The 23,833-nt window shown below is 56.9% G+C and carries 25 protein-coding genes, 1 tRNA gene and 2 pseudogenes; 15 read left to right on the top strand and 13 right to left on the bottom strand.

Annotation, left to right across the window (positions count from 1 at the left end):
- Nucleotides 1-431: pseudogene (locus P8O11_RS01700) on the top strand (glycine dehydrogenase (aminomethyl-transferring)); the annotation flags it as partial.
- 121 nt (nucleotides 432-552) lie between these two features.
- On the opposite strand, the gene P8O11_RS01695 reads toward P8O11_RS01700, so the two are convergent.
- Together P8O11_RS01695 and P8O11_RS01690 are read right to left on the bottom strand one after the other, a co-directional pair.
- Nucleotides 553-3,066 carry an FtsX-like permease family protein gene (locus tag P8O11_RS01695; protein ID WP_300290984.1) on the bottom strand — a complete coding sequence of 838 codons (2,514 nt, stop codon included), beginning with the start codon at nucleotides 3,064-3,066 and terminating at the stop codon, nucleotides 553-555.
- Nucleotides 3,063-3,749 carry an ABC transporter ATP-binding protein gene (locus P8O11_RS01690; protein WP_300290982.1) on the bottom strand — a complete coding sequence of 229 codons (687 nt, stop codon included), beginning with the start codon at nucleotides 3,747-3,749 and terminating at the stop codon, nucleotides 3,063-3,065. The genes P8O11_RS01695 and P8O11_RS01690 overlap by 4 nt, the downstream gene beginning before the upstream one ends.
- Between P8O11_RS01690 and P8O11_RS01685 the strand changes: the two genes are divergently transcribed.
- A complete protein-coding gene (locus P8O11_RS01685; RefSeq protein ID WP_300290980.1) occupies nucleotides 3,748-4,440 on the top strand; it encodes an arylesterase in 693 nt (230 codons plus the stop codon). The two genes, P8O11_RS01690 and P8O11_RS01685, sit on opposite strands and share 2 nt — an antisense overlap.
- A gap of 372 nt (nucleotides 4,441-4,812) precedes the next feature.
- The gene (locus P8O11_RS01680) at nucleotides 4,813-5,211 is read left to right on the top strand and encodes an acyl-CoA thioesterase (protein ID WP_300290978.1); all 399 of its coding nucleotides are present in this window, start codon (nucleotides 4,813-4,815) and stop codon (nucleotides 5,209-5,211) included.
- A gap of 5 nt (nucleotides 5,212-5,216) precedes the next feature.
- On the opposite strand, the gene P8O11_RS01675 is transcribed toward P8O11_RS01680, so the two are convergent.
- Entirely contained in the window at nucleotides 5,217-5,564 is a 348-nt protein-coding gene (locus P8O11_RS01675) for a RidA family protein (RefSeq protein ID WP_300290976.1), read from the bottom strand.
- A 137-nt stretch (nucleotides 5,565-5,701) separates the two neighbouring features.
- On the opposite strand from P8O11_RS01675, the gene P8O11_RS01670 reads away from it, so the two are divergent.
- Complete coding sequence (locus P8O11_RS01670; protein WP_300290973.1) at nucleotides 5,702-5,947, top strand: hypothetical protein; 246 nt, start codon at nucleotides 5,702-5,704, stop codon at nucleotides 5,945-5,947.
- Nucleotides 5,948-6,000: 53 nt separating this feature from the next.
- Here P8O11_RS01670 and P8O11_RS01665 read toward each other — a convergent pair whose 3' ends face one another.
- Nucleotides 6,001-6,207, bottom strand: coding sequence for a cold-shock protein (locus tag P8O11_RS01665; RefSeq protein WP_089889551.1), 207 nt, complete (start codon nucleotides 6,205-6,207; stop codon nucleotides 6,001-6,003).
- Between the two features lie 354 nt (nucleotides 6,208-6,561).
- Here P8O11_RS01665 and P8O11_RS01660 point away from each other — a divergent pair, with 354 nt between their 5' ends.
- On the top strand, nucleotides 6,562-6,981 hold the full coding sequence (locus P8O11_RS01660; RefSeq protein ID WP_300290971.1) for a thioredoxin domain-containing protein: 420 nt from the start codon (nucleotides 6,562-6,564) through the stop codon (nucleotides 6,979-6,981).
- A gap of 650 nt (nucleotides 6,982-7,631) precedes the next feature.
- On the opposite strand, the gene ettA is transcribed toward P8O11_RS01660, so the two are convergent.
- Entirely contained in the window at nucleotides 7,632-9,287 is a 1,656-nt protein-coding gene (gene ettA / locus P8O11_RS01655; protein ID WP_089889556.1) for an energy-dependent translational throttle protein EttA, read from the bottom strand.
- Nucleotides 9,288-9,463: 176 nt separating this feature from the next.
- Here ettA and P8O11_RS01650 point away from each other — a divergent pair, with 176 nt between their 5' ends.
- Together P8O11_RS01650 and dacB are read left to right on the top strand one after the other, a co-directional pair.
- The gene (locus P8O11_RS01650) at nucleotides 9,464-10,060 is read left to right on the top strand and encodes a nicotinate-nucleotide adenylyltransferase (protein ID WP_300290988.1); all 597 of its coding nucleotides are present in this window, start codon (nucleotides 9,464-9,466) and stop codon (nucleotides 10,058-10,060) included.
- 48 nt (nucleotides 10,061-10,108) lie between these two features.
- Nucleotides 10,109-11,623 carry a D-alanyl-D-alanine carboxypeptidase/D-alanyl-D-alanine-endopeptidase gene (gene dacB, locus P8O11_RS01645; protein ID WP_300290986.1) on the top strand — a complete coding sequence of 505 codons (1,515 nt, stop codon included), beginning with the start codon at nucleotides 10,109-10,111 and terminating at the stop codon, nucleotides 11,621-11,623.
- A 9-nt stretch (nucleotides 11,624-11,632) separates the two neighbouring features.
- Here the strand turns inward: dacB and P8O11_RS01640 are convergent.
- Nucleotides 11,633-12,046: pseudogene (locus tag P8O11_RS01640) on the bottom strand (L,D-transpeptidase).
- A gap of 78 nt (nucleotides 12,047-12,124) precedes the next feature.
- Complete coding sequence (locus tag P8O11_RS01635) at nucleotides 12,125-12,550, bottom strand: tellurite resistance TerB family protein (protein WP_089889562.1); 426 nt, start codon at nucleotides 12,548-12,550, stop codon at nucleotides 12,125-12,127.
- A gap of 122 nt (nucleotides 12,551-12,672) precedes the next feature.
- On the opposite strand from P8O11_RS01635, the gene P8O11_RS01630 reads away from it, so the two are divergent.
- Both P8O11_RS01630 and P8O11_RS01625 read left to right on the top strand, forming a co-directional pair.
- Nucleotides 12,673-14,316 (top strand): lysine--tRNA ligase, encoded by a 1,644-nt coding sequence (locus tag P8O11_RS01630; RefSeq protein ID WP_300290967.1) that lies wholly within the window; start codon nucleotides 12,673-12,675, stop codon nucleotides 14,314-14,316.
- Nucleotides 14,317-14,441: 125 nt separating this feature from the next.
- Entirely contained in the window at nucleotides 14,442-14,846 is a 405-nt protein-coding gene (locus P8O11_RS01625) for a DUF4864 domain-containing protein (RefSeq protein WP_300290965.1), read from the top strand.
- Here P8O11_RS01625 and P8O11_RS01620 read toward each other — a convergent pair.
- From P8O11_RS01620 to P8O11_RS01610, 3 genes are all read right to left on the bottom strand, one after another.
- Nucleotides 14,843-15,328 carry a DUF2244 domain-containing protein gene (locus P8O11_RS01620; protein WP_300290963.1) on the bottom strand — a complete coding sequence of 162 codons (486 nt, stop codon included), beginning with the start codon at nucleotides 15,326-15,328 and terminating at the stop codon, nucleotides 14,843-14,845. The genes P8O11_RS01625 and P8O11_RS01620 overlap by 4 nt on opposite strands.
- Entirely contained in the window at nucleotides 15,328-15,897 is a 570-nt protein-coding gene (locus tag P8O11_RS01615; protein ID WP_300290961.1) for a hypothetical protein, read from the bottom strand. Before P8O11_RS01615 ends, P8O11_RS01620 begins: the two co-directional genes overlap by 1 nt.
- Nucleotides 15,898-15,982: 85 nt before the next feature.
- Complete coding sequence (locus P8O11_RS01610) at nucleotides 15,983-17,653, bottom strand: cytochrome c oxidase subunit 1 (RefSeq protein WP_300290959.1); 1,671 nt, start codon at nucleotides 17,651-17,653, stop codon at nucleotides 15,983-15,985.
- A 240-nt stretch (nucleotides 17,654-17,893) separates the two neighbouring features.
- Between P8O11_RS01610 and P8O11_RS01605 the strand changes: the two genes are divergently transcribed.
- The 3 genes from P8O11_RS01605 to P8O11_RS13740 all read left to right on the top strand — a co-directional run bounded on the left by P8O11_RS01605 (nucleotide 17,894) and on the right by P8O11_RS13740 (nucleotide 20,035).
- Nucleotides 17,894-18,229 carry a DUF1801 domain-containing protein gene (locus tag P8O11_RS01605; protein WP_300290957.1) on the top strand — a complete coding sequence of 112 codons (336 nt, stop codon included), beginning with the start codon at nucleotides 17,894-17,896 and terminating at the stop codon, nucleotides 18,227-18,229.
- 247 nt (nucleotides 18,230-18,476) lie between these two features.
- Nucleotides 18,477-19,298, top strand: coding sequence for an alpha/beta hydrolase (locus tag P8O11_RS01600; protein ID WP_300290955.1), 822 nt, complete (start codon nucleotides 18,477-18,479; stop codon nucleotides 19,296-19,298).
- A 536-nt stretch (nucleotides 19,299-19,834) separates the two neighbouring features.
- Complete coding sequence (locus P8O11_RS13740; RefSeq protein WP_367186814.1) at nucleotides 19,835-20,035, top strand: hypothetical protein; 201 nt, start codon at nucleotides 19,835-19,837, stop codon at nucleotides 20,033-20,035.
- Between the two features lie 299 nt (nucleotides 20,036-20,334).
- Here the strand turns inward: P8O11_RS13740 and P8O11_RS01590 are convergent, their stop codons facing one another.
- From P8O11_RS01590 to P8O11_RS01580, 3 genes are all read right to left on the bottom strand, one after another.
- Nucleotides 20,335-20,748, bottom strand: a complete 414-nt coding sequence (locus tag P8O11_RS01590) for a cytochrome C (protein ID WP_300290951.1) — start codon at nucleotides 20,746-20,748, stop codon at nucleotides 20,335-20,337.
- 119 nt (nucleotides 20,749-20,867) lie between these two features.
- Nucleotides 20,868-21,530 (bottom strand): lipoyl(octanoyl) transferase LipB, encoded by a 663-nt coding sequence (gene lipB / locus P8O11_RS01585; RefSeq protein WP_300290949.1) that lies wholly within the window; start codon nucleotides 21,528-21,530, stop codon nucleotides 20,868-20,870.
- 10 nt (nucleotides 21,531-21,540) lie between these two features.
- Nucleotides 21,541-22,308, bottom strand: a complete 768-nt coding sequence (locus P8O11_RS01580) for a LytTR family DNA-binding domain-containing protein (protein WP_300290947.1) — start codon at nucleotides 22,306-22,308, stop codon at nucleotides 21,541-21,543.
- Nucleotides 22,309-22,399: 91 nt separating this feature from the next.
- Here P8O11_RS01580 and P8O11_RS01575 point away from each other — a divergent pair, with 91 nt between their 5' ends.
- From P8O11_RS01575 to P8O11_RS01565, 3 genes are all read left to right on the top strand, one after another.
- A complete protein-coding gene (locus P8O11_RS01575; RefSeq protein ID WP_300290945.1) occupies nucleotides 22,400-22,876 on the top strand; it encodes a DUF2306 domain-containing protein in 477 nt (158 codons plus the stop codon).
- Between the two features lie 86 nt (nucleotides 22,877-22,962).
- Nucleotides 22,963-23,049 (top strand) — tRNA-Leu (locus P8O11_RS01570).
- Nucleotides 23,050-23,228: 179 nt separating this feature from the next.
- Nucleotides 23,229-23,528, top strand: coding sequence for a hypothetical protein (locus tag P8O11_RS01565; RefSeq protein ID WP_300290943.1), 300 nt, complete (start codon nucleotides 23,229-23,231; stop codon nucleotides 23,526-23,528).
- Nucleotides 23,529-23,833 lie beyond the last annotated feature (305 nt).

Genomic DNA, 23,833 nt, shown 5'->3' with positions numbered 1-23,833 from the left:
CCTATGCGGAGAGTGCCGGGGTCACCGTTGACGATATTGCCAAGCGCCTGATGGACAATGGCTTTCATGCGCCAACCATGAGCTGGCCTGTCGCGGGCACGCTTATGATCGAGCCGACGGAGTCAGAGACAAAGGCCGAGCTTGACCGTTTTTGTGACGCTATGCTTGCGATCCGCGAAGAGATCCGTGAGATCGAAGAGGGCAAGATGGACGCGGAAAACAACCCGCTGAAGAATGCGCCGCATACAATGGAAGACCTCGTGCGAGAGTGGGACAGGCCTTATTCGCGCGAGCAGGCTTGCTTCCCGAAGGGGGCGTTCCGTGTGGATAAATACTGGCCACCCGTGAACCGTGTCGACAATGCGTATGGTGATCGTCACCTTGTCTGCACCTGTCCTCCGCTTGAGGACTATGCTGAAGCGGCTGAGTAAAAAGAGGGGTTGCGCTTTGGCTTTGCCAAAGCGCCCTGGCGAGGGGGCTTTGCCCCCTCGCGCTCCCCCAGGATATTTTTAGAAAGAAAAAGGCGAGTTTGCCTGCACTTTATGATGGGTGTCAGCCGTCGCCGCGCAGAATTTGGGCGGGCTTTGTTCTGAGGGCGCGCAGTGAAAACCCTACATTGGCGATAAGGTTGGCGAGAATGCCACAGGCGAGGATGGTGAACGCGGAGGGCCATATCACTGCAAAATCGCTATCAAAGACGAAATGATTGACGGCCCACGCACCAGTAAGGCCAGCGGCCAGTGCCACGATGGCTGCAGCGGCGCCAAGTAGACCTGCGCGCAGTAAGAAGGAGCGCAGGATTTGAGCCCGGGTCGCACCGAGAGATTTTAGGATTGCAGCCTCGCGGCTGCGTGCGGGAGCGCCTGTACCTGCGGCCCCGATGAGCACGACAAAGCCTGCGAGAATAGCAGCTGCGGCCCCCCAGCGTGTGGCCCCTGCAAGCGCGCCGAGCACCTCTGAGACACGCGCGATGGCTTCGCCCACGGGCACGCCTGTGATATTTGGATAGGCGCGTGACATATCGCGAAGGATGGCGGCCTCGGCCTCAGGCGCAGCATAGACTGTGGCGATAAAACTATGTGGCGCACCTGCTACGGCTCCAGGATTGAGCGCCATGACAAAGCCGATGCCCGCGGTGGAGAAATCCACATCGCGCAGGCTGGTGATGGGGGCCTCTATCGGGCGGCCGAGGATGTTGAGTGTGAGCACATCGCCGATCTTGAGGCCGATTTCTTCGGCTTCTTCAGCAGCGAAGCTGATTTGAGGCGGACCATTTGCCCCAAGCGGCCAATGCTCGCCTTCAACAATGCTCCAGTTTTCGGGGAGCTCGTCATAATAGGTGATGCCGCGGTCGCCCTCGACGACCCAATGCCCAGGCGCGACCTCTGTGGCGGGGATACCATTGATCTTGGAGAGGATGCCGCGCAGCATGGGCGCTGTTTCGATACGGTTGACCGCAGGGTTATCTTTGAGCTTGGCTTCAAATGGGCCCATCTGATCTTTCTGAACATCGATGAAGAAAAACGACGGCGCAATTTCAGGAAGATCGCCGGTGATGGCGCGACGCAGGTTGCCATCGATCTGGCCAACTGTTGAGAGCACGGCTAGACCGAGGCCAAGGGAGAGAACTGTTGTCAGCGCATCCGAGCGGGCTCCACCAATGGAGGCCAACGCAAGGCGGCGCATAGGGTGTTTGGCGAGGGGCCGTAGCCGGCGGGCGAGCGCGCGCAGGCCAAGTGCAGCGAGTGCGAGAACAGCAAGAGCGGCGGCGAGGCCGAAGCTGGTGTATAGCGTGAGTGTGACGCTGCCTGAAAACCAGACAGCTGCACCAATCAGAGCCGTAGACAGGGCGATCAGCAAGATCAGATAGGGCCAGCGGGGCAAGCCGCCTGTGCTTGCTTCACTTTCACGAAAGAGCGTGGCTGCGCGCACGTTTTCGCTACGGGCCAAGGGCCATATGGTGAAGATTGCGGCTGTAAGTGTGCCATAGAGCGCCGCTTCAATCAGCGGGCCAGGGTAAAACGCAAAGCTTGCTGGGACTGGCAAAAGCGTGCTGAGCCAAGGACCAAGAAGCAGTGGGCCGCCCCCGCCGAGGAGCAGACCAAGGCCGATGCCGAGCAGGGCCATCACGGCGATTTGGACCGCGTAACTTGTGAGAATTGTGGTGCGCGAGGCGCCAATGCTGCGCAGGGTGGCAATAACACGTGTTTTGCGTGCAAGATAAGCGCCAACGGCGATTGAGACGCCAATACCGCCCATGGCGAGCCCTGAAAAACCGACGAGCACGAGAAAGGCGGCTAAACGTTCAATAAAAGCAGAGGCCTGAGGAGCTGCGTTGCGGGCATCTGTCCAGCGGATGCCGCTGTCTGGCAGAGCGGCGCGCAGGTCAGCTTCTAGTGCGTCAAGGTCTGTGTCTGCGGGGAGATCAAGCTGATAAGAGCTATCAAAGAGGGTACCAGAAGAGAGCAAGCCCGAGCCATCCAGAGCACTGCGATAGAGCAGCGTGCGAGGCCCAAAAGAGAAGCCTGAGGCAACATTGTCGGGCTCACCCGTGAGTGCGGCGCGCAGGGTAAAGCTGGCCTCACCGAGGGAGAAGCTTTGGCCGACCTCTAGGCCGAGACGGGCGATCAGCTGAGGATCCATGACCGCTCCGTATGTGCCGCTGCGCGCTTCTAACGCCTCGTCCAAGGGCATGTCGGGCTCCAGTGTGACGGCACCTGTAAGAGGATAAGCGGTATCAACGGCTTTGACCTGCGTTAGCACGCGCAGGTCGCCTACAGCGGCGAGGGAGCGAAAATCGGCGATTTCGGAGAGCCGTTTGGCGCGGGCTTCAAGGGCGGCGCGCTCCTCGGGGCTGGCAAAGCGATAGGTCAGTGAAACCTGTGCGTCACCGCCCAAAAGCACGGCGCCGTTATCGGCAAGGCCGCGCTCGAGGGCTTCGCGGATTGTGCCGATGGCGGCGATAGCCGCCACGCCGAGAGCTAGGCAAATCAGAAAAACATAAAAGCCGCGCGCGCCCCCCTTTAGCTCAGCGCGGGCTAGGCGAAGCGATGTTGAGAGGCTCATGCGGCGGCCCCTTCAGCCATCAGTGCGCCGCCAGACAGTCGGATGACGCGGGCGCACCTTTCGGCCAAGGCTGTATCATGGGTGACAAGGACCAGGGTTGTGCCAGAGGCAGCGCAGAGATCAAATATAAGATCAGCTACGGCCGCGCCTGTGACGCTGTCAAGATTACCTGTTGGTTCGTCGGCCAGAAGAAGTTTGGGTTTGGGTGCCAGAGCGCGGGCAAGGGCGACGCGTTGTTGCTCCCCGCCGGAAAGTTGCGCAGGGAAATGGCCTGCGCGGGCCTCTAGGCCCACGGTGGTAAGGCCCGCGCGGGCTTGGCCTACGGCATCGGGCGCGCCTGCGAGCTCAAGCGGGAGCGCGACATTTTCGAGCGCGGTGAGCGTTGGAATAAGGTGGAAAGATTGGAAGACAATGCCCATATGAGCGAGACGGAACTTTGCCAAGGCGTCCTCATCCATTTGACCAAGGTCTTGTCCGAGAGCGAGCACCTGACCGCTTGTCGCGCGCTCAAGGCCCCCCATGAGCATGAGGAGCGAAGATTTGCCCGACCCAGAAGGGCCCGTGAGTGCGAGCGTCTCGGAAGGGTTTACGGCGAGGCTGATGCCCGACAGAATGGTGACGGCCCCTGTGTTGCCTGAAAGCGAAAGACCAGCTTGAGTAAGCTGCAAAATTGGAGACGTCATGAGAAATAACCTGTTGCTACATTTGCCTTTTTCATATGGGGCTGCGCGGGCAATACGCAAGGCGGCATTGGCTTTTGTCCTAATTTGTATGAGCTCAAATGCCTCTCTGGCGGGCTCTCTGCGTATTTTGGCCTTTGGAGACAGTCTCACGCAAGGGTATGGGCTAATGGAGGCGGACGGGCTCGTGCCGCAGCTTCAGGCCTGGCTCAACACACATGAGGCCGGTGTGACTGTCGTCAATGGCGGGGTGTCGGGCGACACAACTGCAGGAGGCGCTGCGCGGATTGATTGGAGCCTGAGCCCTGATATTGGAGCGGTGATGATTGCCTTGGGGGGCAATGACATGTTGCGCGGCTTGGCTCCGAGCGAAGCAAAGGCGAACTTGACCAAAATTGTGGAAGCGGTACAGGGCGCCGGCCTTCCTGTGCTTTTGATTGGGATGCAAGTGCCAGGCAATTATGGTGCGGAGTATCAAGCAGAGTTTGAGGGCCTTTATGCCGAACTGGCTGAGGACTACGGTACGCTTTATGAGCCGCAATTTTTGAGCGCTTTGGGGCAGGTCCCTGCTGAGGCCTTGGTTTGGATGCAGAGCGATGGAATACATCCGAATGAAGAGGGCGTAGCTAGAATCGTTGAAGTGCTTGGACCGCGTGTGCTTGAGCTTGCCGAGATGGCCGCCTCTAAAGAGTAGGGGCGCTTAGCGTGCCGTGAGACGGCTTGGAAGCGCTCTATCTGCAAGGGCTTGGACGACGGTCAGAGGCACGGTGAGTAGCGTGGGAACCAATGCGCAGGCCAAATAAAGAGAAAATGCCGCAAATGCTCCGAGCCCAAGGGCGAAATAAGCGAATACGGACGCTATAAGCCCGATGAAGCTTCCAGAGAGGAGTGCGACGATAAACATCTGATGACCTTTTGCGTTAACCTTCGCCGTTTTTGTGACGGCGTAAAGCGGCGAGAATGTGGCAGCACTTGGGAAAAGAACAGGCACTGGCTTCAGAAGCTATGGCCCAAAGATTACCAAGGGGTTAAACTTGGGGAAATAGCCAAGAAAAAGGATCGCGAAATGACTGAAATTGAGCCCAAAGGCGATCTGACATTGCGCACTCTTGCGATGCCTGCCGATGTGAATGTGAACGGCGATATTTTTGGCGGGTGGGTTTTGTCTCAAATGGATATTGCCAGTGGAATTGTGGCTGCCGAGCGTGCTGCGGGGCGGGTTGCGACTGTGGCTGTTGACGCGATGAAATTTATCAGTCCCGTGCAGGTCGGCGATGTGCTTTGTGTCTATGCCTGGATCGACCGAGTGGGCAACACCTCTATGGCGATCGGCCTTGAGGCCTGGGCACTGCGGCGGCATACAGGGCTTCGTGAAAAGGTCACCGAGGGGCTTTTTACCTATGTTGCGATTGACGACACTGGACGCCCGCGGCCTGTGCCTAAAAAGGGAACGGCCACGAGCTAAGAACCTTATTTTACAGCTGTAATCAGGAACTCTACTTTGTAATCGGGCGTGGCCAGCTTGGCCTCGCCACAGGCGCGCGCGGGCGTGTGGCCTTGTGGAACCCATGCATCCCAGATCGCATTCATGGCAGCGAAATCGGCCATGTCTGCGAGCCAGATCGTGCATTGCAGGATTTTGGTCTTGTCCGAACCGACTTCGGCCAGAAGGCTGTCGATCTGAGCAAGGCAATCTTTGGTTTGCTGGGTGACGTCGGCCTCTGGGCTACCGACTTGGCCCGCGAGATAAATCATATCGCCGTGGGTGACGATTTGGCTCATGCGGGCATTGGTGTGATGACGTGTGATCTCGGCCATGGGGCGTTCCTTTTTATTGACCTGGAAACCCTAGGGGAGGCTTTGAAAGATGGGAAGAGGGTGCAGGCTTTCCCCTGTAAATTTGCGATATGCAGGGCTAGGGTTAGGCTCTGTTTTAACAAGTCATTGGGGGTAATATGTTTGAATTCCTGAAGAATATCGCAAGTAAAGCCGGCGGCAAGCCCGAGGCGCAGCGAGCGCGTGTGGAGCGGGCCTTAGGCGAGATTAACTCTGTTTTGGCGGAGCTGGAGGTAAAGCCGAAACTCAGCTTTGACCCCGCCACGGGGGCGCTTGAGCTTGAACTGCCTGAACAAATGCCCGACGAACGCTTGGCTTTGCCAGCGCCAGAGGCCGATCCAAACGAAGACAAAGAAGCAGCCTAAACGCAAAAGGCGCACCCCGAGGGATGCGCCTTTAATTGTTCTATAATAACAGCTTACATCAATTCGATGTTTGACGCTGCTTCACGGCCGTCACGGCCTGCTTCGATGTCGAAGCTAACTTTTTGGTTGTCGGCGAGACCTGTGAGGCCTGCGCGCTCAACGGCTGAGATGTGTACGAACACGTCTTTTGAGCCGCCATCGGGAGCGATAAAGCCGAAGCCTTTGGTTGAGTTGAACCATTTTACTGTGCCAGTAGCCATCAGTGTTTTCCTTAGATAATGTTGCCCGCGAAAGTGCAGCAACCCGGCTTATCACGTCGTCGTCGTCTAGAACTGTGAGCCGGTGGTCGGAAAACAGGGGTCGAGTAGAAGATCGTAGCAAGCGTTATATGGCATTGATCTGGATTCGTTACAAGAGGGGCAGCGTACGCTCACGTTAACGGGCAAAACTCTGCTCAAAACGGGGGGGGTGAAAAGCGTGCACAACCCGTGCACAACCCGTGCACCGCCTGAATCGGATTTCTGTTAAGAGAAAATTAGTTAATGCAGCGCGCGGTGATCTTGTACGGGCGCTGTTTCTTTATATATTTAATTTGGAATATGATGGAGGCTAAGATGGCTGGTAAGAAACTGACATGCCTTGACTGCGCCCAAGTGAACCGCGTGCCCGAAGAGCGGCTCTCGGAGGCCAAATGCGGGACCTGTGGTGCGAAACTTGTGTCGCAGAAGGCGGTGGAGATCGACTTTGCGACGCTGCAAAAGGCGGCGCGCAATGACGAGCTTCCGCTTGTTGTGGACTTCTGGGCGCCGTGGTGCGGGCCGTGCAAGATGATGGGCCCCGAGTTTAACAAAGCCGCCGATGTGCTGGCGGGCAAAGCGCGGCTTGTGAAGGTGAACACAGAAGACGAGCCGAAAGCGGGGCAGGCTTACGCGATACGCGGCATCCCGACGATGGTGCGCTTTGAGGGCGGCAAGGAAAAGAAGCGGCAGAGCGGGGCTATGCGGGCGGGGGATATTGTGAGTTGGGTAGGGTGAGGTTTGGTGGGGTGGTGGGTTAGCAGCTACGCTGCGGGTTCTGTCGAAAAAAGAGGGGCGGCCCTGAAGCCGCCCAACGTTCAAACGAACAAGCCGATGATTGCCAGCAAGAGTGCAATGGTTCCGATGACATCGGAATATGACACTCGCCCCTCTATTTTATATGAAAATCGCATTGGAATTGTCCTTAGCGATGCTCATGCGCACGAGCGTTGAAGAACACTCAGTTGATTAGACTGCCCTTGCTAGCAGTTTGAACAACCGTTCGGCCGATTGGTTGCTCGGTCGAAGTGCCACCCGTTTGCATTACTCATTGAATCACTCGTAGAGTTGCTACGGACACCCCTTAGCCTTTCACCGCTAGGCTACTCGACATAGCCCCGCTAAGGGCTGGCCATGGCGTCAGGCTTCCCGCCATCACCAATGGTTGATATAGATTTAGTTTGTGCAAGCCTGGGTTCAATAGTTTCATGCGGAATAGCAGCGCAGCTGCCCGCACATCGCTGGGCCGCCCCTTCGGCACAGCGATTTGGTGAGGTGGCGGCGTTGTCGTGAGGGTTTGCGGATTTGGCTGGGATAAAGTGCCAAGACACTGGCGTTGGATCGCTGCGCCGCGGCCCAGCGATGTGTGGTCCGCGGTGGTGGGGTTCTTAACGACTAAACTTCTTATGCTTGAGCCTCTTCGGCTCCAGAGCATCGGCGCCGAGCCTACGCTTTTTGTCTTCTTCGTAGTCCTCAAAGTTGCCTTCGAACCATTCGACGTGTGCATCGCCTTCAAAGGCGAGCATGTGGGTACAGATACGGTCAAGGAAGAAGCGGTCGTGGGAGATGACCACGGCGCAGCCGGCGAAGTCGGTGAGGGCGTCTTCCAGCGCGCGGAGCGTCTCGACGTCAAGGTCGTTGGTTGGTTCGTCGAGGAGCAGCACGTTGCCGCCTTCTTTGAGCAGGCGCGCCATGTGAACGCGGTTGCGCTCGCCGCCTGAGAGGAGGCTGAGCTTTTTCTGCTGGTCGCCGCCTTTGAAGTTGAAGCTTGAGCAATAGGCGCGGGAGTTTACCTCGGCGTCGCCCAGCTGGATGATGTCATTGCCGCCCGAGATTGCCTCCCAAACCGTGGCGTTGTCATCCAGATCGTCGCGGGACTGGTCCACATAGGAGAGCTGCACCGTGTCGCCATAGGTGACGGAGCCTTCATCGGGCTGTTCCTGACCTGTGAGCATTTTGAAGAGCGTGGATTTACCCGCGCCGTTCGGGCCGATCACGCCGACAATGCCGCCAGGGGGCAGGGCAAAGGAGAGACCTTCAACGAGGAGCTTGTCGCCCATCGCTTTTTTGAGGCCGTCCACTTCGATCACCTTGCCGCCAAGGCGTGGGCCATTGGGAATGATGATCTGGGCGCGGCCAACTTTTTCGCGCTCGGACTGGCTTGCCAGCTCGTTATAGGCGTTGATACGGGCCTTTTGCTTGGCTTGGCGTGCTTTTTGGCCTTGGCGCATCCACTCAAGTTCGCGCTCAAGCGTCTTTTGCTTGGATTTGTCTTCTTTGGCTTCTTGGGAGAGGCGCTTGGCTTTTTGCTCGAGCCATGCGGAGTAGTTGCCCTCGTAGGGGATGCCTTTTCCGCGGTCGAGCTCCAGAATCCAGCTTGTGATATCGTCAAGGAAGTAGCGGTCGTGGGTGACGCAGAGGATTGTGCCTGCGTAGTCGATCAGGTGCTGCTGGAGCCACGCGATGGTTTCGGCGTCAAGGTGGTTGGTCGGTTCGTCGAGCAGAAGCATGTCAGGCGCTTCGAGGAGCAGTTTGCAGAGCGCGACGCGGCGGGCTTCACCGCCTGAGAGAGAGGACACTTCGGCGTCATCGGGCGGGCAGCGCAGAGCTTCCATCGCGACATCGATCTGGCTGTCCAGATCCCAGAGGTTTTCGGCGTCGATCTGGTCTTGGAGTTCGGCCATTTCATCGGCTGTCTCGTCGGAATAGTTCATCGCAAGTTCGTTGTAGCGCTCAAGCTTGGCTTGCTTGGCCGCAACGCCGAGCATCACGTTGCCACGTACATCGAGGGTTTCGTCAAGCTTTGGCTCTTGGGGGAGGTAGCCGACGCGTGCGCCTTCGGCGTGCCAGGCTTCGCCCTGAAAGTCTTTGTCCATGCCCGCCATGATTTTCATCAGGGTGGATTTACCCGAGCCGTTGACGCCCACGACACCGATTTTGACACCGGGGAGGAAGTTAAGGTGAATGTTTTCAAAGCACTTCTTGCCACCGGGGTAGGTCTTGGAGACGCCCTGCATGTGGTAGACGTATTGATAAGCGGCCATGTGGGAACCCTCTTGAGCTGAATGGGATGTGTCAGGGGGGTGATAGCCTTTGGTGGGCGCAGGGGCAATCCGCTAGTTTTGGGCTGTGTGGCCTGTGTCGGAGGGATATTTGGACCAAAAAGAAAGAGCGCCCCATGCGAGTTGACTTAGGTGCGCGGGCTGGCCAGAACAGGCGGATGAAACAGGGTTTGCCATATGTGCCCGACGGGCGGGTGATCGGGCTGCTGGGCGGCTCGTTTGACCCTGCGCACAAGGGGCATGTGCACATCACGCGCGAGGCGCTCAAGCGATTTGGGCTGGATGAGGTCTGGTGGTTGGTAAGCCCCGGCAATCCTTTGAAGGCAGAAGGGCCAGCGCCAATAGCTGAGCGGATGGCGCGAGCGCGGGATGTGATGCAGCATCCGCGTGTCAAAATCAGCGATTTCGAGCAACGAGCGGGCACGCGCTACACTGCCGAGACACTGCGGGCGCTTATGGCGGTGTATCCCAAGGTGCGGTTTGTCTGGCTGATGGGGGCTGACAATCTGGCGCAATTTGATCAGTGGCGCGACTGGCGCTGGATCATGGAGCATGTGCCTGTTGGTGTACTGGCGCGGCCTGAGGAGCGCTTGCGGGCGCGCGGTGCAACCGCGGCGGACATTTACCGCCGCTTTCGACTGCAAAGCCGTGAGAGCCATGCGCTTGGGGAGAGCGTGGCGCCGGCGTGGTGTTTTGTGAACGTGCCGATGCGTGACATCTCCTCCAGTGACATTCGCGCGAGAGGCGCTTGGTAGCGCTTGTTTGCGTCCTGAATTTGGGCTTATGTTTGCTTCATGATGCGTATGATTTCCAAACGTTTTTTTCTCACGGCGGGGTTTTCGGCCCTTGCCACCATGGCTTGCGCGCGTGCGCCTGAGCGCTCGTTGCGCCCACAGGGACGCCCCGCTCATGGCAGCGCAGGCGCCGCCACAGCCCCCTCCACAGCTGGACCAACGCAGCCTAAAGTTGCCAGTGCGCAGGCGCTGATTGCGCGGGCTGAGCTGGGCGGAAAAGTCGGGTTTGCGGTGGCGGATGCCAAGACAGGGCTTGTGCTGGAGAGCGGAAATGGGCGCACGGGGCTGCCGCCTGCGAGTGTGACCAAGGCGGTGACGGCGCTCTATGCGTTGGCGACATTGGGCGCGGGGCATCGTTTTTACACGGAGCTGCGCCTTTCGGGGACGATCAGCAACGGCGTTTTGCAGGGCGATCTTATCTTGAAGGGGGGGGGCGATCCGACGCTGGACACAGATCGGATGGCAGAGCTTGCGCGCGCGCTCAAAGCGGCAGGGCTGCGCGAGGTCAAAGGCAAGTTTATTGTTGATGGCACGGCGCTGCCCAGTCTCGACGAGATCGACCGCGACCAACCCGAGCATGTGGGCTATAACCCCGCGATTTCGGGGATCGCGCTCAACTTTAACCGTGTTCATTTTGAGTGGAAGCGTGCAGGCGGGAAGTGGAGCACCACGATGGATGCACGTTCCGATCGTTATCGCCCCAATGTGCGCTTTGCGAAGATGAAGATCGCGAGCCGCGATGCGCCTGTCTATACTTATGCAAGCAAAGGCCAAGAGGACCACTGGAGCGTTTCAGTCCAGGCTCTTGGTAAGGGTGGGTCGCGTTGGCTACCTGTGCGCCAGCCAGAGCTATACGCGGGCGAAGTCTTGCGTGAGTTGGCGCGGGCGCAAGGCGTCAGTCTGCCACAGCCGCAAAAGGGCGCGGCGCGGGGCGGTGAACGTGTCCTTCTGCGCCAGCAGAGCGCTGAGCTGCGAAGTATTTGTCAGGATTTTCTGAAGTATTCCAATAATATGATGACCGAGATGGTTGGGCTTGCGGCGACAGCGGCGCGCAGCGGGCGGCCCGTGAGCCTCAAAGCGAGCGCTGGCGAAATGAGCCGTTGGGCCGCGGCGCAGCTCGGGATGGGCGGTAGCCGTTTTGTCGACCACTCTGGACTTGGCGAAGACTCTCGCGCCACGGCGGAAGACATGGCCAAAGCGCTGGTGGCGGCGCGTTCTGAAATAGCGCCTATCCTGAAGCCGATCGCCTTGCGCGATGCAAAAGGGCGCGTGAAAAAAGATCATCATATTGATGTCCATGCCAAGACGGGCACGCTCAATTTTGTCAGCGCTTTGGCGGGCTATGCCAAGGGGGCAGACGGCACTGTCATGAGCTTTGCTATTTTTGCAGCTGACACCGACAGGCGCGCACGCATCAAGCGCAGTGAGCGGGAAAATCCGAAGGGCGCACGCAGCTGGAATAAGCGCGCGAAAGTTTTGCAGCAAGACCTGATCGAGCGCTGGGGCACGCTTTACGCGAGCTAGCAGCGCGGCTCAGTCACGGATCACAACTTTCATATTTTTGAGCCCGACATTGCGCGTCATGTTGAAGAGGACGGCGGCATGCTCTGGGTGAAGGCGCACGCAGCCTGCGGAAGCGGGGCGGCCAAGGCGGGAGATATTGTTTGTCCCGTGAATTGCGAAATTGCCGCTGTAAAAGATCGAGTAGGGCATCGGTGCGTTATTCTAGAGGCTTGATTTGTGATGGCGCGAGAGGTGTTTTGCAGACCAAGTGCCTCGCGGCGTCCATTTGCCTTTGCGGGCTGTCGATACGCTCCATGTGTAAAGATGCTTGCCGTTTGAGTAGACCCGCATCTTTTGTTCTGAAACATCGACTTTGGCGACAACACCCGCTTGGGTCAGAGTGGCGCATAGTAAAAAGAACACCGCATAAAACACAGACCGCATAAATATCCCCCAAGGATTCTTACATAACCCAGTTTTGCGGAGAATTTGCCATGTGGCAATGGGGCTGTGCCCAAAGGCTTAGAGCGTGATGTGGCGCGCGCGGGCGCCGCGCTCGATGGCGGCGGCGTGGAGACGGTCAAGCGAGAGCTCGTAGCGGATTTCTTCAAGCAAGCGCAGCTCTGTCTCGGCCAAGGTTCCGTCTGCGGCTGCGACATCGCAGGCAAGCGCATAGGCTGTCTCGTAGAGTGCTTCCGGAAGATTGTCGCGGACAAGCCCGAAGAGAGCATCAAGGCCGTCTTCTTGAGCAAAAAGATCAAATACCACTTGTGCGGTGCGGTTCATGCGGTCGATGTCATAGGCGGCAAAAACGGGCAGCATATTGACCGCGTTTTCGATTTTGATGAGCTCAGCGGTGCGAATATCTTCATCGGAGGCTGAAACGGCAATCATGACTGCGACCAGGCAGTCTTGGGGTGACATGGGGTGCGGCGATGAATCTTGCATTTCGGGCGCTCCTTAAGGGCTTTGTTGCAGTGCAGAATATTGACCAATGGCGCGCTTGCCAATAGGAAGCATGAAGTTTGGCCTCTGCATTGTGTAGATGGGTCTTAATGGAGAAGAATACCATGTCGGCACTGCGTGACGCTGCGATGAACTCGAAAGCTTGGCCCTTTGTGGAAGCGCGCCGCGTTTTGAAGCGTTATGAAAAGCAGCCGCCGAAGAAGGGCTTTGTTCTGTTTGAAACAGGTTATGGCCCGTCAGGCTTGCCTCACATCGGAACCTTTGGCGAAGTGGCACGCACGAGCATGATCCGCCACGCCTTTAGTGTGATCAGCGATCTGCCGAGCAAGCTTGTCTGTTTTTCTGACGATCTTGACGGGATGCGTAAAGTGCCTGGTAATGTGCCAAACCCAGAAGCGCTGGCGGAGCATTTGCAAAAGCCGCTCACGAGCGTCCCTGATCCGTTTGAAAAATTTGACAGTTTTGGCGCGCATAACAACGCGATGCTGCGCCGCTTCCTTGATACCTTCGGGTTTGAGTATGAGTTTATCTCGGCGACCGAATTTTATGCCTCTGGTCAGTTTGACGAGATATTGCTGCGTGCAGCCGAGAAGTATGACGAGATCATGGCTGTGATGCTCAAGTCTTTGCGTGAAGAGCGCCGCAAGACTTATTCGATTTTCCTGCCGATCCACCCCAAGACAGGGCGGGTCATGTATGTGCCTATGAAAGAGGTGAATGCCAAAGAGGGCACGATCACTTTTGACACGGAAGAGGGCGAAGAAATGACCCTTCCTGTGACGGGCGGGAACGTGAAGCTGCAGTGGAAGCCAGACTTTGGTGCGCGCTGGGCGGCCTTGGGTGTGGACTTTGAGATGTATGGCAAGGACCACAGCACCAATACCCCGATCTATGACAGTATCTGCCGCATTCTGGGCGAGCGTGCCCCTGAGCACTTCACTTATGAGCTCTTTTTGGACGAGAACGGCCAGAAAATCTCAAAGTCTTCGGGCAATGGCGTTTCTATTGATGAATGGCTCACCTATGCGAGCACAGAAAGCCTTGGATATTTCATGTATCTGAAGCCGCAGACAGCCAAGCGGATGCACTTTGATGTGATCCCAAAGGCGGTGGATGAGTACCACCAGCAGTTGCGGGCCTATGAGGGGCAGGATGAGGCCGCACGGCTCAACAACCCTGTTTATCATATTCACGGCGGCGATGTTCCCAAGTCTGATATGGTTGTGCCGTTCTCGATGTTGCTCAACCTTGCGAGCGTGGCGGCCTCAGAAGACAAAGAGGGCCTTTGGGGCTTTATCAAACGTTACGCGCCAGAGGCGAGTGCAGAAGCCAACCCGCAGCTCGACGCGGCGGCGGGCTATGCTGTGCGCTACTTCAATGATTTTGTGAAACCAACCCGTGTCTTCCGTGCACCGACGGATCAGGAGCGGGCAGCGCTTGAGGATCTGGTTGCGGCGTTGAAAGATGCCGAGCTGGCGCGCGGCATGATCGAGGCCAAGAACAAAGCGATGGGCAAGGATGAGCCTGTGGCCGCGCTCGACATGACGGATGGCGAAGACTTGCAGAGCATTGTCTTTGCCGTCGGCAAGAACCACGGCTTTGAAAACCTGCGTGATTGGTTTGCTGCGATATATGAGGTCTTGATGGGCGCGAGCCAAGGGCCACGCTTTGGCAGCTTTATTGCTCTGTATGGTGTTGATGAAACCATCGTGCTGATCGAACAGGGCCTTAAAGGCGAGCTCGGCTGAAGTCTGTGATCTGACTCGGTTTCGGATCCTGCAAAGGCTGGCAGGCCCGCGCGCCCTGAGCGGCGTGGGCCTGCAGTGATCTGTTTTTGAGGACTGGGCGTATTTCTTTTAGGAGGAAACGCGATATGAAACAGATCTTGCTTATTTTGGCGATGGGATTGGCGCTTTGGGTGCGGCCTGCCGCCGCACAGGACAGTGCGCATCAGGCTGTAATTGCGTCGCAGATAGAGGCCTTTCAAGCCGATGATTTTGTGCGCGCCTTCAGCTATGCCAGTCCGACGATCCAAAATGTATTTCGCACCCCTGAAAACTTTGGGGCGATGGTGAAGCAGGGCTATCCTATGGTTTGGCGGCCCAGTGATGTGCGCTATTTAGAGGCGCGCCAGATTGCGGGCCAGCTATGGCAGAAGATATTGGTGGTGGATACCAAGGGTGCGCGCTTCTTGCTGGATTACCGAATGATACAGACGGACGGGACTTGGCGGATTGATGCGGTGCAGATGCTCGATCTTCCCGAAGTTTCTGCTTAGCGTTGAGCCGTCTTTAAGGCATCTGACAGCTCGCCGATAAGCGCTTTGCGCTCATCTTCAGACAGAAACCTGCCAAGCTCGGCCTCGCGCCCGTTGCCCTTGAGGGTGATGTAATGTGGGACGGGCCCTCCGCGCGGGTAAATATGGGCGCGCGTCCAGTAGGTGTTGCAGCTCCAGTCGAGCGCAGGGCCTTTGTGTGGCGTATGTCTGAGCGTCGTTTCCTCTGACCCGATGACCAAGACCTCACGGGCATCGCCTGTGTGATAGGTGTGCATAAAGGCAAAGTAGAGCCCTGTGAGCGTGATCAGCACGAAAGGGAGCATGCCCCAGAGAAGCGATGTTCCGATCAGGCCGAAGAGGGGTAGCATGGCCAGAATGAAAATGCCGCCGAAGACGCCGACAAAGCCGCGGATAGGCAGGCTACGATAGGGCCAGAGGGTCAGGATCTGGCTGTTTTGGGTCTCTGTCCAATGATAGGGCATCAGGCGTTCCTCTGATGAGTTAGAGTGCGCAGGGCGCTGGCGGCGAATTGTAAAATAAAAGCGGCAAGTGCAAAGCCAGCAAGGGTGAACCCTGTTGAGGTCGCAATGATGAAGGCTTTGTCGGAGGGCCGCGCGCTGGCCCAGTCATAGAAGCCCATGAAATAGGTTAGGGCAAAGCCCATCGGCACAGTTGTTGCCGCGCCGCAGGCGAGGGGGGCGGCAAGCCACCGGGTGAAGGCTGTGTAGGGTGTCGATCTGAGCAAGGCTTGGAACCAGAAGAGCACGCCACAGAGCGCAAGCACAGCGGCATTGAAAAACAGAACAGCAGTGAGGAGACGCGCGGAGGCAACTGTCCCTTCGGGGCGTGTTAGGGTTGTCGCGAGAGGCCAGCTTTGAAAGACGCTTGGGCTAAAAAGCGCTTCTGCAACGCTCAGGAGTGCGCCAATGAGGCTTAGACATGACGCCAGCGTGAGAAAGATCCGAGCCACTGGAGCTTCTCGCTGTGCCATGTATGCGCCGAGGAGCGGCACGGCAAGGCAGGCGAGAAAGGGCAGGCTCGGGAGAAGCATATGCGGGACTCTGATTGCTGACGATAAAGACAACGGGGCCCCAGATTGCTCCGGAGCCCCGCTTGTTTCGTTTTACACGAAGCTCTTAGTGAGCGCGCTGCTTGTCCCAGTCTTCCTGCTTTGGAAGCTGCTCGAACGTGTGCTCGGGCGGAGGCGAAGGCAGTGTCCACTCAAGCGTGTCGGCGTATTCGTTCCAGTAGTTGTTTTCAGTTACTTTTGCACCGCGGAAGAGGGTGTAAAGAACGATACCGAAGAACAGGATGAACGATGCGAACGACAGGAATGCGCCCCATGAGGAGACGTAGTTCCAGTACGCGAAGGCTTCAGGATAATCGATGTAACGACGTGGCATACCCTGACGACCCAAGAAGTGCTGTGGGAAGAAGGTGATGTTGACGCCGATGAAGAACATCCAGAAGTGAACCTTGCCCCAGAATTCCGGATACTGGCGGCCTGTCATCTTGCCTATGTAGAAATATATACCGGCAAAGATGGTGAAGGCAGCCCCCATGGACATGGTGTAGTGGAAGTGCGCGACGACATAATAGGTGTCGTGATATGCACGGTCTACCGCGGCCTGTGACAGCACGATACCTGTAACACCACCGATTGTGAAGAGGACCAAAAAGCCGATTGCGAAAAGCATCGGTGTTTTGAACTCAAGGCTGCCGCCCCACATGGTTGCGATCCATGAGAAGATCTTGATCCCTGTTGGGATCGCAATCGTCATGGTGGCAAGCATGAAGTAGCTTTGCTGCGTCAGAGACATACCCACCGTGTACATGTGGTGTGCCCAGACAACGAAGCCGAGCGCGCCGATCGCGATGAGCGCCCAAACCATTGGCAGGTAGCCAAACACAGGCTTGCGCGAGAATGTCGCGAAGATGTGCGAGACAAGGCCAAAGCCTGGAAGAACCACGATATAGACTTCTGGGTGACCGAAGAACCAGAGAATGTGCTGGTAAAGGATCGGATCGCCGCCACCTGCTGGGTCAAAGAAAGTTGTCCCGAAGTTGCGGTCCGTGAGGAGCATCGTGATTGCGCCAGCCAGAACAGGCAGGGCAAGGAGGATGAGCCACGCGGTGATGAAGATCGACCAAGCGAAGAGTGGCACTTTGAACAGCGTCATGCCTGGTGCGCGCATGTTGAGGAAAGTGGTGATCATGTTGATCGCGCCAAGGATCGAGCTTGCGCCCGAAACGTGAACCGCAAAGATCGCCAGATCCATCGACATGCCGCCTTCATTGACTGACAGAGGCGGGTAAAGCACCCAGCCAACGCCTGAGCCAAGCTGGTCATTGCCGCCAGGTGAAAGCATCGAGGCGACACCGAGCGCGAGACCTGCGACATACATCCAGAACGACAGGTTGTTCATCCGTGGGAAGGCCATGTCTGGCGCGCCGATTTGCAAAGGCATGAAGTAGTTGCCAAAGCCGCCGAACAGCGCCGGAATAACAACAAAGAACATCATCAGGACGCCGTGATACGTGATCAGAACGTTCCAGAGGTGTCCGTTTGGTGTACAAACATCACCGGAGGAGAAGAAGCGGAACCCCTCCATACACATGTGCTGCACACCCGGCTCCATGAGCTCGAGGCGCATGAAGACAGTGAATGTAACAGCGATCAGGCCGGCGAGTGCCGACACGATAAGATAAAGCAGACCAATATCTTTGTGATTGGTCGAGAGGAACCAGCGCGTAAAGAAGCTCCGGTTGTCCTCGTGATCGTGGCTGTGAATGGCTGCGTCTGCCATGCGTGCCTCCCTTAGGTCCAAAAATTCAGCATACGAACAGACGATTCCAGCGGGAATCCCTGCGCGCATACGGGGTGTATCATTTACATGTTTTAGAATGTGTGTGTGTCTTGGGCAACGGGTGAAGTTGATCCAGATCAAATTATATTGTCGCACCCCCTTGCTTCAAATCAAGTTTGTAGGGTGAGGGGGCGATTTTGCGGAGAAATCGGGCGTAATAAGGTGTTGGAGGGTGAAGATATGATGATGGGTGAAGACCAAAGCGCTGTGATTGCGGCTCTGGATAGGCTGATTGAAGGCGTTGCGCCCGAGGTGAGCCGCCTCGCAAAATATGGCGGGACGCTTTACACGCTCTGGCCAGAAGAAAAGGAAGGCCAGTTTTGCGGGGTGTTTCCCTACAAGGAGTATGTGCAGCTTTCGTTGAGTGACGGGGCTGTTCTGGCGGACCCCGCGCAGGTGCTTCAAGGGACGGGCAAGTTTCGCAGGCATGTAAACTTTGCCAGTGTGGAGAGTATTGATGCGGTGATGATCTCGGAGCTGCTGCAGGAGGCGGCGGCACGCTCGCGCGGGCGGTGACGGGCTACCACTGAGCCCAGTCGCAGCGAAGGTCGGGATTGCGCCCAAAGTGTCGGATGCTGCACCATTATCGAACGGCTGCTTGAGGAGCAGCTGATGACTGCGCTAACCTCTAAGCCAGAGAGATTGACCAAAGGCCGAATTTTGTGAGGTTCAAGAGCATGCGCTGCCCAACAGCAAAAAGCATTGCAGCAGGGCTTTTTTTCCAATAGTTGTTTGGGCCGGCTGTTCGAGCCGATTTGATTTTGTGGCTGAACTCATAGCACCCAAATCGAGCGTTGATACCGTAGTACTCAACAACGAGCTTTTTTCACTTGCGTCCTTTCGCACAAGCGATGCGACACACCCTTTGCCCGTTTTCTTCATCGGTGGCTCTGGCTGTACCTCTCTGCGGGCCTATCTGGGAACCTATTTTTCTGCGGCGCCAGAGGGGCTTGAGATCATTGGTCTGGAAAAAACCGGAGTTTCAGATCGGGCAACCGGTTCAACCTGTTCGGATAAGTTTTGGCAGAACTACACTTACGATAATCTGTTGCGCCAAAACGTCGCTGCGCTTGATCACATCGCCCAGCGGTTTGACGTCGATAAAATACCGGTGATTGGAACCTCAGAGGGGGGGGTGCTCGCGCTTAAAATTGCAGCCTCTACTGCCCGGGTGGATCGCCTGGCACTGCTTGGGGCTGGCGCACTGTCACAACGCCAAGAGCTGCGCCTGTTGTTTGATGAACGCGGTCAAGGACAAGCGATTGAAACTGTCTTTGCGCGGATCGACGCGTCGCCTCAAAGTGTCGAGCAAACAGAGTTGGGGCTGCCTCACCGATATTGGGCTTCCGTTCTTGACCAGGACCCTGCAAAGTTTGCGCCCTATGTATCAGCACCGACCTTGATCATCATCGGCCAGAACGATCAAAGCGTACCTGTGGCATCGGCCCAACTGGCCGACGCCTTGATAAAGACCTCGGAACTGACCGTCTGGCCGGACGCCAGCCACACGTTTGATACCCCTTCAGGCACTCAACGTGACGCGGTTGTCAGCATGGCCGTTCGGTTTGTGATTGGAGCCCCTTAGGTCTCGGTTTAACCTGTTGCGAAAAATGCGCCCGCGGGCGAGGCCAGCGCGGCCGGTGGAAATGACAGATACAATTGAGTTTTCAGCTGCAGCGCAGATAAACCCGTGGGACAAAGAAAGTAGCGAGGCACTGCTAGAATAAAGAGACTTATTAAAACTGCCGCGATTGCGCTAATGGTCATTGCCCTGCTTGGCTTCGGTTACGGTGCCATCGGATACCGGGACGCTGTGCATCACGCCAACGCATACGGCAAACAGGCCGATCGTATCATCGCTGACGGGCGCGGTCCCGATGCGCTTGGTGCCGAGCGTTTGGAGCAACTTATCAAGGTGCAGGACCCCGGCTTTTGGGAGCATGGAGGGATTGATCTCAGCACAGAGGGCGCAGGGCTCACGACGATTTCGCAGTCGCTTTCCAAGCGACTTGGCTTTGATGCGTTTCGTCCCGGTATTGGGAAAATACGTCAGACTGGGTTTGCTTTTGGCTTGGAAAAAGTCTCGACAAGGATCAAATCCTCGCACTCTGGCTTGATACCGTGGGAATGGGGCGTGGCCCTGATGGGTGGATGGTCGGCTTCTTTGAGGCAAGCAACGATGTTTACAACAGACCTCCTATCGAACTCACAGACGGCGAATTTCATCGCCTTGTAGCTGTTCTGATTGCACCGGGAGACTATCGGCTGCACGAAGAAGATAAGGCGCTTGAGGAACGCGTTTCCAGGATCGGTAGGCTGTGAGCCGGCGAATGCGCTCCGACGGGTCTGCGAGACGTCTTGCTAGAAGGTTGCGCTTAATCACGAGGCGCATTTTAGAAAGCTTCGGAAAATTCTCCCAATTCACAAAAAGCGGCCATCGATTCCTTATTGTTGAAAGTCTGCTTTGCCCGCCCAGCAGTCATTGATCGGCTTGTCGGAAATGGCCGTTTGGGCGTTGATTGTCGGGCAGACCACCTGTCCGCAAAACGCAAAACGCCCCCGCGCTTGGCAGGGGCGTCTTTAGTCAGAAGGGACAAGCGCGAGGCTTGCTTTACAGCAACTTATTCAGCTGCTGGGCCGACAGAGGCGAGCCAAGCTGCAACATCTTCGCCGCCGCCTTTCAGCTTGAAGCTCATTTTAGATTGGTTGGGCCAGCCGTGATTTTCGTTATATGCCTTTGGGTCCATAACATACTCAGCGAGTTCCGCTTCTGTCCAAACAAAGCCTTCTTCTTGAGCGGCTGAGAGGCCTTTGCCATACTTGTAGCCGTCATAGGAGCCAGCAACGCGGCCAATCACGCCATAGAGGTTGGGGCCAGTTTTGCCGCCTTTGTAGATTTCTTCGCCTTCAGCGGAGACAACCATGTGGCAGGCTTTGCATTTCTTGAAGTCTTTCTCGCCTGCTTCAATGTCACCAGCGAAGGCAGGAGCGGCGGCCATCAGGGCGCTCGCAGCGAGGAGAGGGAAAAGTTTCATGGCTAAAGAGTCCTTTGGTTTGGTTTGGGTCTTATGCATACGGACTATCTGACCATTCGGCGCAATTTGTGCAACGGACATTTCGACGCGGGGAGCGTGCAAAGCCATGTAGGGCGGGCTTAGTTGCAACTTGGCGCTGTCATGGCAGTCTCAAAAGTCGCTTTGAGCGCAAGATCGAGATCATCCATTGTCACGGGGAGGCCAAGATCGACCAGAGAGGTGACGCCATGCTCTGTGATGCCGCAGGGGACAATGCCTGAAAAATGCTCGAGGTCAGGCTCAACGTTGATCGAGATGCCGTGAAAGCTGACCCATTTGCGCAGACGAATGCCTATGGCGGCGATTTTGTCCTCGGTTTTTGCGCCTGTGGCTGTGAGCGGTTTGTCCTCGCGCTCGACCCAGACGCCGACGCGGCCCTCGCGGATTTCGCCTGTCACGTTAAACTCTGCCAATGTGTTGATGACCCAGCGTTCGAGATCGCGCACAAAGCAGCGTACATCGCGGCCGCGCTTTGCAACATCGAGCATCACATATACAACACGTTGGCCTGGACCATGATAGGTATACTGCCCGCCACGTCGGGCTTCATAAACGGGGAAGCGGTCGGGGGCGACGAGGTCTTCTCGCTTGGCGGAGGTGCCGGCGGTGTAGAGCGGCGGGTGCTCCAGAAGCCAGATGCACTCTGAGGCAGTGCCTGCGGATATGTCTGCGACGCGCGCCTCCATGAAGGCGAGGGCCTCTTCATAGGGCACGAGCCCGTCGGTGTGTTTCCATTCGATCATCTGGTTTCCTTCAGCGCGGCAAAAGGCCCGCGTCTTTTAGGGCAGGGATATAGCTGCGCGCGGCGGGAATGTCGCGCCCGTCTTTCAGGGTGATGCGGGCTTTGTCGCCCTCGCGGGTGATGTTTGCGATCTGCGTGGTGGCGACCCAGTGAGAGCGGTGCACCTGCAGGCCTGTATCTGCGCCCGTTTCCTTGATGGCGTCCGTGAGGTGCATAAGGAGGAGCGACGCGCCTTTTGTTGTGACCACTTCGACGTAGTGATCCTGGACCGAGAGGGAGGCAAGCGGGCCACGTTTGGCGAGCTCGAGCCTTGCCAGCAACGGCGGTGGGCCATTTGGCACGACGGACGTTTGGTTTGAAATATAATAAAGCGCGAGGGCAATGAGGGCTGCGGTGATAAAGATCGAGCCGAGGAGGCTGATGTTATAGTGCAGATTTGTGGGGGCTGCGCCGAAGGCGACCCAGTTGAGCAAAAGCACGAGTGCGCCCACGCTGAGCGCTGTGCTGATGGCAACCATGCTGGGGGCGAACCAGATTGGGCCCCGACCTTTGAAACGGCGGGCGACGAGCGTCGCTGTAAAGGTGCCGAGAGCAAAGGTCAGCGGCGCTGTGAAGGCCCAATAGGCGAGGCGGGGCGCGAAGGCGAGAGACTCATAGGTGCCGAACGGGCCAGAAACCGCGATAAAGATGACCGCGCCTGCCAGCGCGACAAACGTACGCGGCGCGGAAAATATGCGCCGCAACTCGCGAAGCGCAGAATGCGTGGGGCTGTCTTTCACGTAAGCTCTCCGCAAATTGGCACAAGCGCGGCTGACGCCGCTTTGACCTTGTCATAGCCCATTTGAGAGCCAAGACAAAAGGAGCTTTCACATGACCCTCGAGCCGATCCTGAGTGCATCTACTGCTGTGCAGATACATTTACTTGCCGCGATGATGACGCTGGCGCTGACCCCTGTGATGTTGATGCGGCGCAAAGGGACGCGGGGGCATGTGCTTTGGGGGCGGTTCTGGGTGATCTTTATGGCGCTGACAGCCGCAAGTTCTTTCTGGATCATGGAGATTCGGCTGATTGGGCCGTGGAGTCCGATTCACATTTTGTCCATGATCACCCTTATGAGCCTCTTCAACGCCGTGCGCGCGGCGCGACGGCGCAGGATATCCGCTCACAAAGCGCATATTCTCGGGGCGCTGCTTGGATTTTTGGGGGCAGGGTTGTTTACGCTCTTTCCGGGGCGAATACTGTCTGACAGCCTATTTTCAGGCCATGAAATACAGGGGTTTTTGGCAACGCTGTTGCTGGGGGGCTGCGGGCTTTTCTGGCTGACACGGCGCTGGCGCAAGGCTTAGGGCGATTATTTCTGCCAACGGTGCCGATTTTCGCTTCACATCCCCAGAGGCATTCGCTAAACGACGCTTCACCAAGCCTAGACAGTGCGGTCGTGGCGGAATTGGTAGACGCGCAGCGTTGAGGTCGCTGTGGGGTAACACCCGTGGAGGTTCGAGTCCTCTCGACCGCACCATTCTCTCCATGAGAGAATATGTCCTGTCTCTCACTCGAGATATTTGATGCGACTTTTGAGCGCCACCACGCGCGATAATTCGCATGCACTTACACCCCGAAGTTGAACTCTCTTGGCTGCTCGTGCATCACGTTTGCAAGATTTTGTGGTTTTACAGTTTGAGTGGGCAGATGTTTCAAATGGATTTGACAGAGCGGGCGGCCTTGCATTTGGCACGGCTCATAAAGCTTGGATATGACGTGTTGGCGTCTGATGATTTTGCCGAAATCGAAACACTGGTGCAGCAGACGGGCAAACCCTTTCGCTCGCCAATGTTTGATACGCGCCGCAACGATTTCACCGAGGGACGCGCGTTCTGGCTGTTTTTGAAGAAAGGCGAGACGATTGTCGGGGGGCTTGCTGCGCAGCAGATTGCGCTCGGGCAAGAGAGCTTTGAACATTACATTCGCCGCACGACGAGCACACAGTACAATATCTAAGCGAAGTTAGAGTATGTGGCCCCCCCGCTCAACGAGAGGCTGCGGGGCACACTGATTTACCTCGGTGACCTGCACATATCGGATGCGGCGCGGGGCAAGCGACAGGTTTTGAGAGAATATATTCGCCTTTGTGTAATTTTGTCAGCGATGACATGGCCGAGCTTTGACTGGATTTTTGCGCACATTCCTTATCAACATAGGTCACTACAGGACGTCTACGGTTTTGCTTCAATCACCCATTCCGCGTTTCTTTGGGGTGAACCACGACCAATGCTTCGCAGCGACGATATGGCTGTGATTTATAT

It is taken from the genome of Lentibacter sp. (genome assembly GCF_029254145.1).
Taxonomy (GTDB): Bacteria; Pseudomonadota; Alphaproteobacteria; order Rhodobacterales; family Rhodobacteraceae; genus Lentibacter.
This window is presented reverse-complemented; position numbering and strand designations above follow the sequence as displayed.

Excerpts from the sequence above, each read along its gene's own strand:
- P8O11_RS01590 (WP_300290951.1), bottom strand. The coding sequence starts at position 20,748 with ATGAAACTTTTCCCTCTCCTCGCTGCGAGCGCCCTGATGGCCGCCGCT.
- P8O11_RS01660 (WP_300290971.1), top strand. The coding sequence starts at position 6,562 with ATGGCTGGTAAGAAACTGACATGCCTTGACTGCGCCCAAGTGAACCGC.
- P8O11_RS01690 (WP_300290982.1), bottom strand. The coding sequence starts at position 3,749 with ATGACGTCTCCAATTTTGCAGCTTACTCAAGCTGGTCTTTCGCTTTCA.
- P8O11_RS01610 (WP_300290959.1), bottom strand. The coding sequence starts at position 17,653 with ATGGCAGACGCAGCCATTCACAGCCACGATCACGAGGACAACCGGAGC.
- P8O11_RS01575 (WP_300290945.1), top strand. The coding sequence starts at position 22,400 with ATGACCCTCGAGCCGATCCTGAGTGCATCTACTGCTGTGCAGATACAT.
- P8O11_RS01635 (WP_089889562.1), bottom strand. The coding sequence starts at position 12,550 with ATGCAAGATTCATCGCCGCACCCCATGTCACCCCAAGACTGCCTGGTC.
- P8O11_RS01625 (WP_300290965.1), top strand. The coding sequence starts at position 14,442 with ATGAAACAGATCTTGCTTATTTTGGCGATGGGATTGGCGCTTTGGGTG.
- P8O11_RS01620 (WP_300290963.1), bottom strand. The coding sequence starts at position 15,328 with ATGCCCTATCATTGGACAGAGACCCAAAACAGCCAGATCCTGACCCTC.
- dacB (WP_300290986.1), top strand. The coding sequence starts at position 10,109 with ATGATTTCCAAACGTTTTTTTCTCACGGCGGGGTTTTCGGCCCTTGCC.
- P8O11_RS01670 (WP_300290973.1), top strand. The coding sequence starts at position 5,702 with ATGTTTGAATTCCTGAAGAATATCGCAAGTAAAGCCGGCGGCAAGCCC.
- P8O11_RS01665 (WP_089889551.1), bottom strand. The coding sequence starts at position 6,207 with ATGGCTACTGGCACAGTAAAATGGTTCAACTCAACCAAAGGCTTCGGC.
- P8O11_RS01630 (WP_300290967.1), top strand. The coding sequence starts at position 12,673 with ATGTCGGCACTGCGTGACGCTGCGATGAACTCGAAAGCTTGGCCCTTT.
- P8O11_RS01680 (WP_300290978.1), top strand. The coding sequence starts at position 4,813 with ATGACTGAAATTGAGCCCAAAGGCGATCTGACATTGCGCACTCTTGCG.
- P8O11_RS01605 (WP_300290957.1), top strand. The coding sequence starts at position 17,894 with ATGATGATGGGTGAAGACCAAAGCGCTGTGATTGCGGCTCTGGATAGG.
- P8O11_RS01685 (WP_300290980.1), top strand. The coding sequence starts at position 3,748 with ATGAGAAATAACCTGTTGCTACATTTGCCTTTTTCATATGGGGCTGCG.
- lipB (WP_300290949.1), bottom strand. The coding sequence starts at position 21,530 with ATGATCGAATGGAAACACACCGACGGGCTCGTGCCCTATGAAGAGGCC.
- P8O11_RS01565 (WP_300290943.1), top strand. The coding sequence starts at position 23,229 with ATGGATTTGACAGAGCGGGCGGCCTTGCATTTGGCACGGCTCATAAAG.
- P8O11_RS01650 (WP_300290988.1), top strand. The coding sequence starts at position 9,464 with ATGAAACAGGGTTTGCCATATGTGCCCGACGGGCGGGTGATCGGGCTG.
- P8O11_RS01675 (WP_300290976.1), bottom strand. The coding sequence starts at position 5,564 with ATGGCCGAGATCACACGTCATCACACCAATGCCCGCATGAGCCAAATC.
- P8O11_RS01615 (WP_300290961.1), bottom strand. The coding sequence starts at position 15,897 with ATGCTTCTCCCGAGCCTGCCCTTTCTCGCCTGCCTTGCCGTGCCGCTC.
- P8O11_RS01695 (WP_300290984.1), bottom strand. The coding sequence starts at position 3,066 with ATGAGCCTCTCAACATCGCTTCGCCTAGCCCGCGCTGAGCTAAAGGGG.
- ettA (WP_089889556.1), bottom strand. The coding sequence starts at position 9,287 with ATGGCCGCTTATCAATACGTCTACCACATGCAGGGCGTCTCCAAGACC.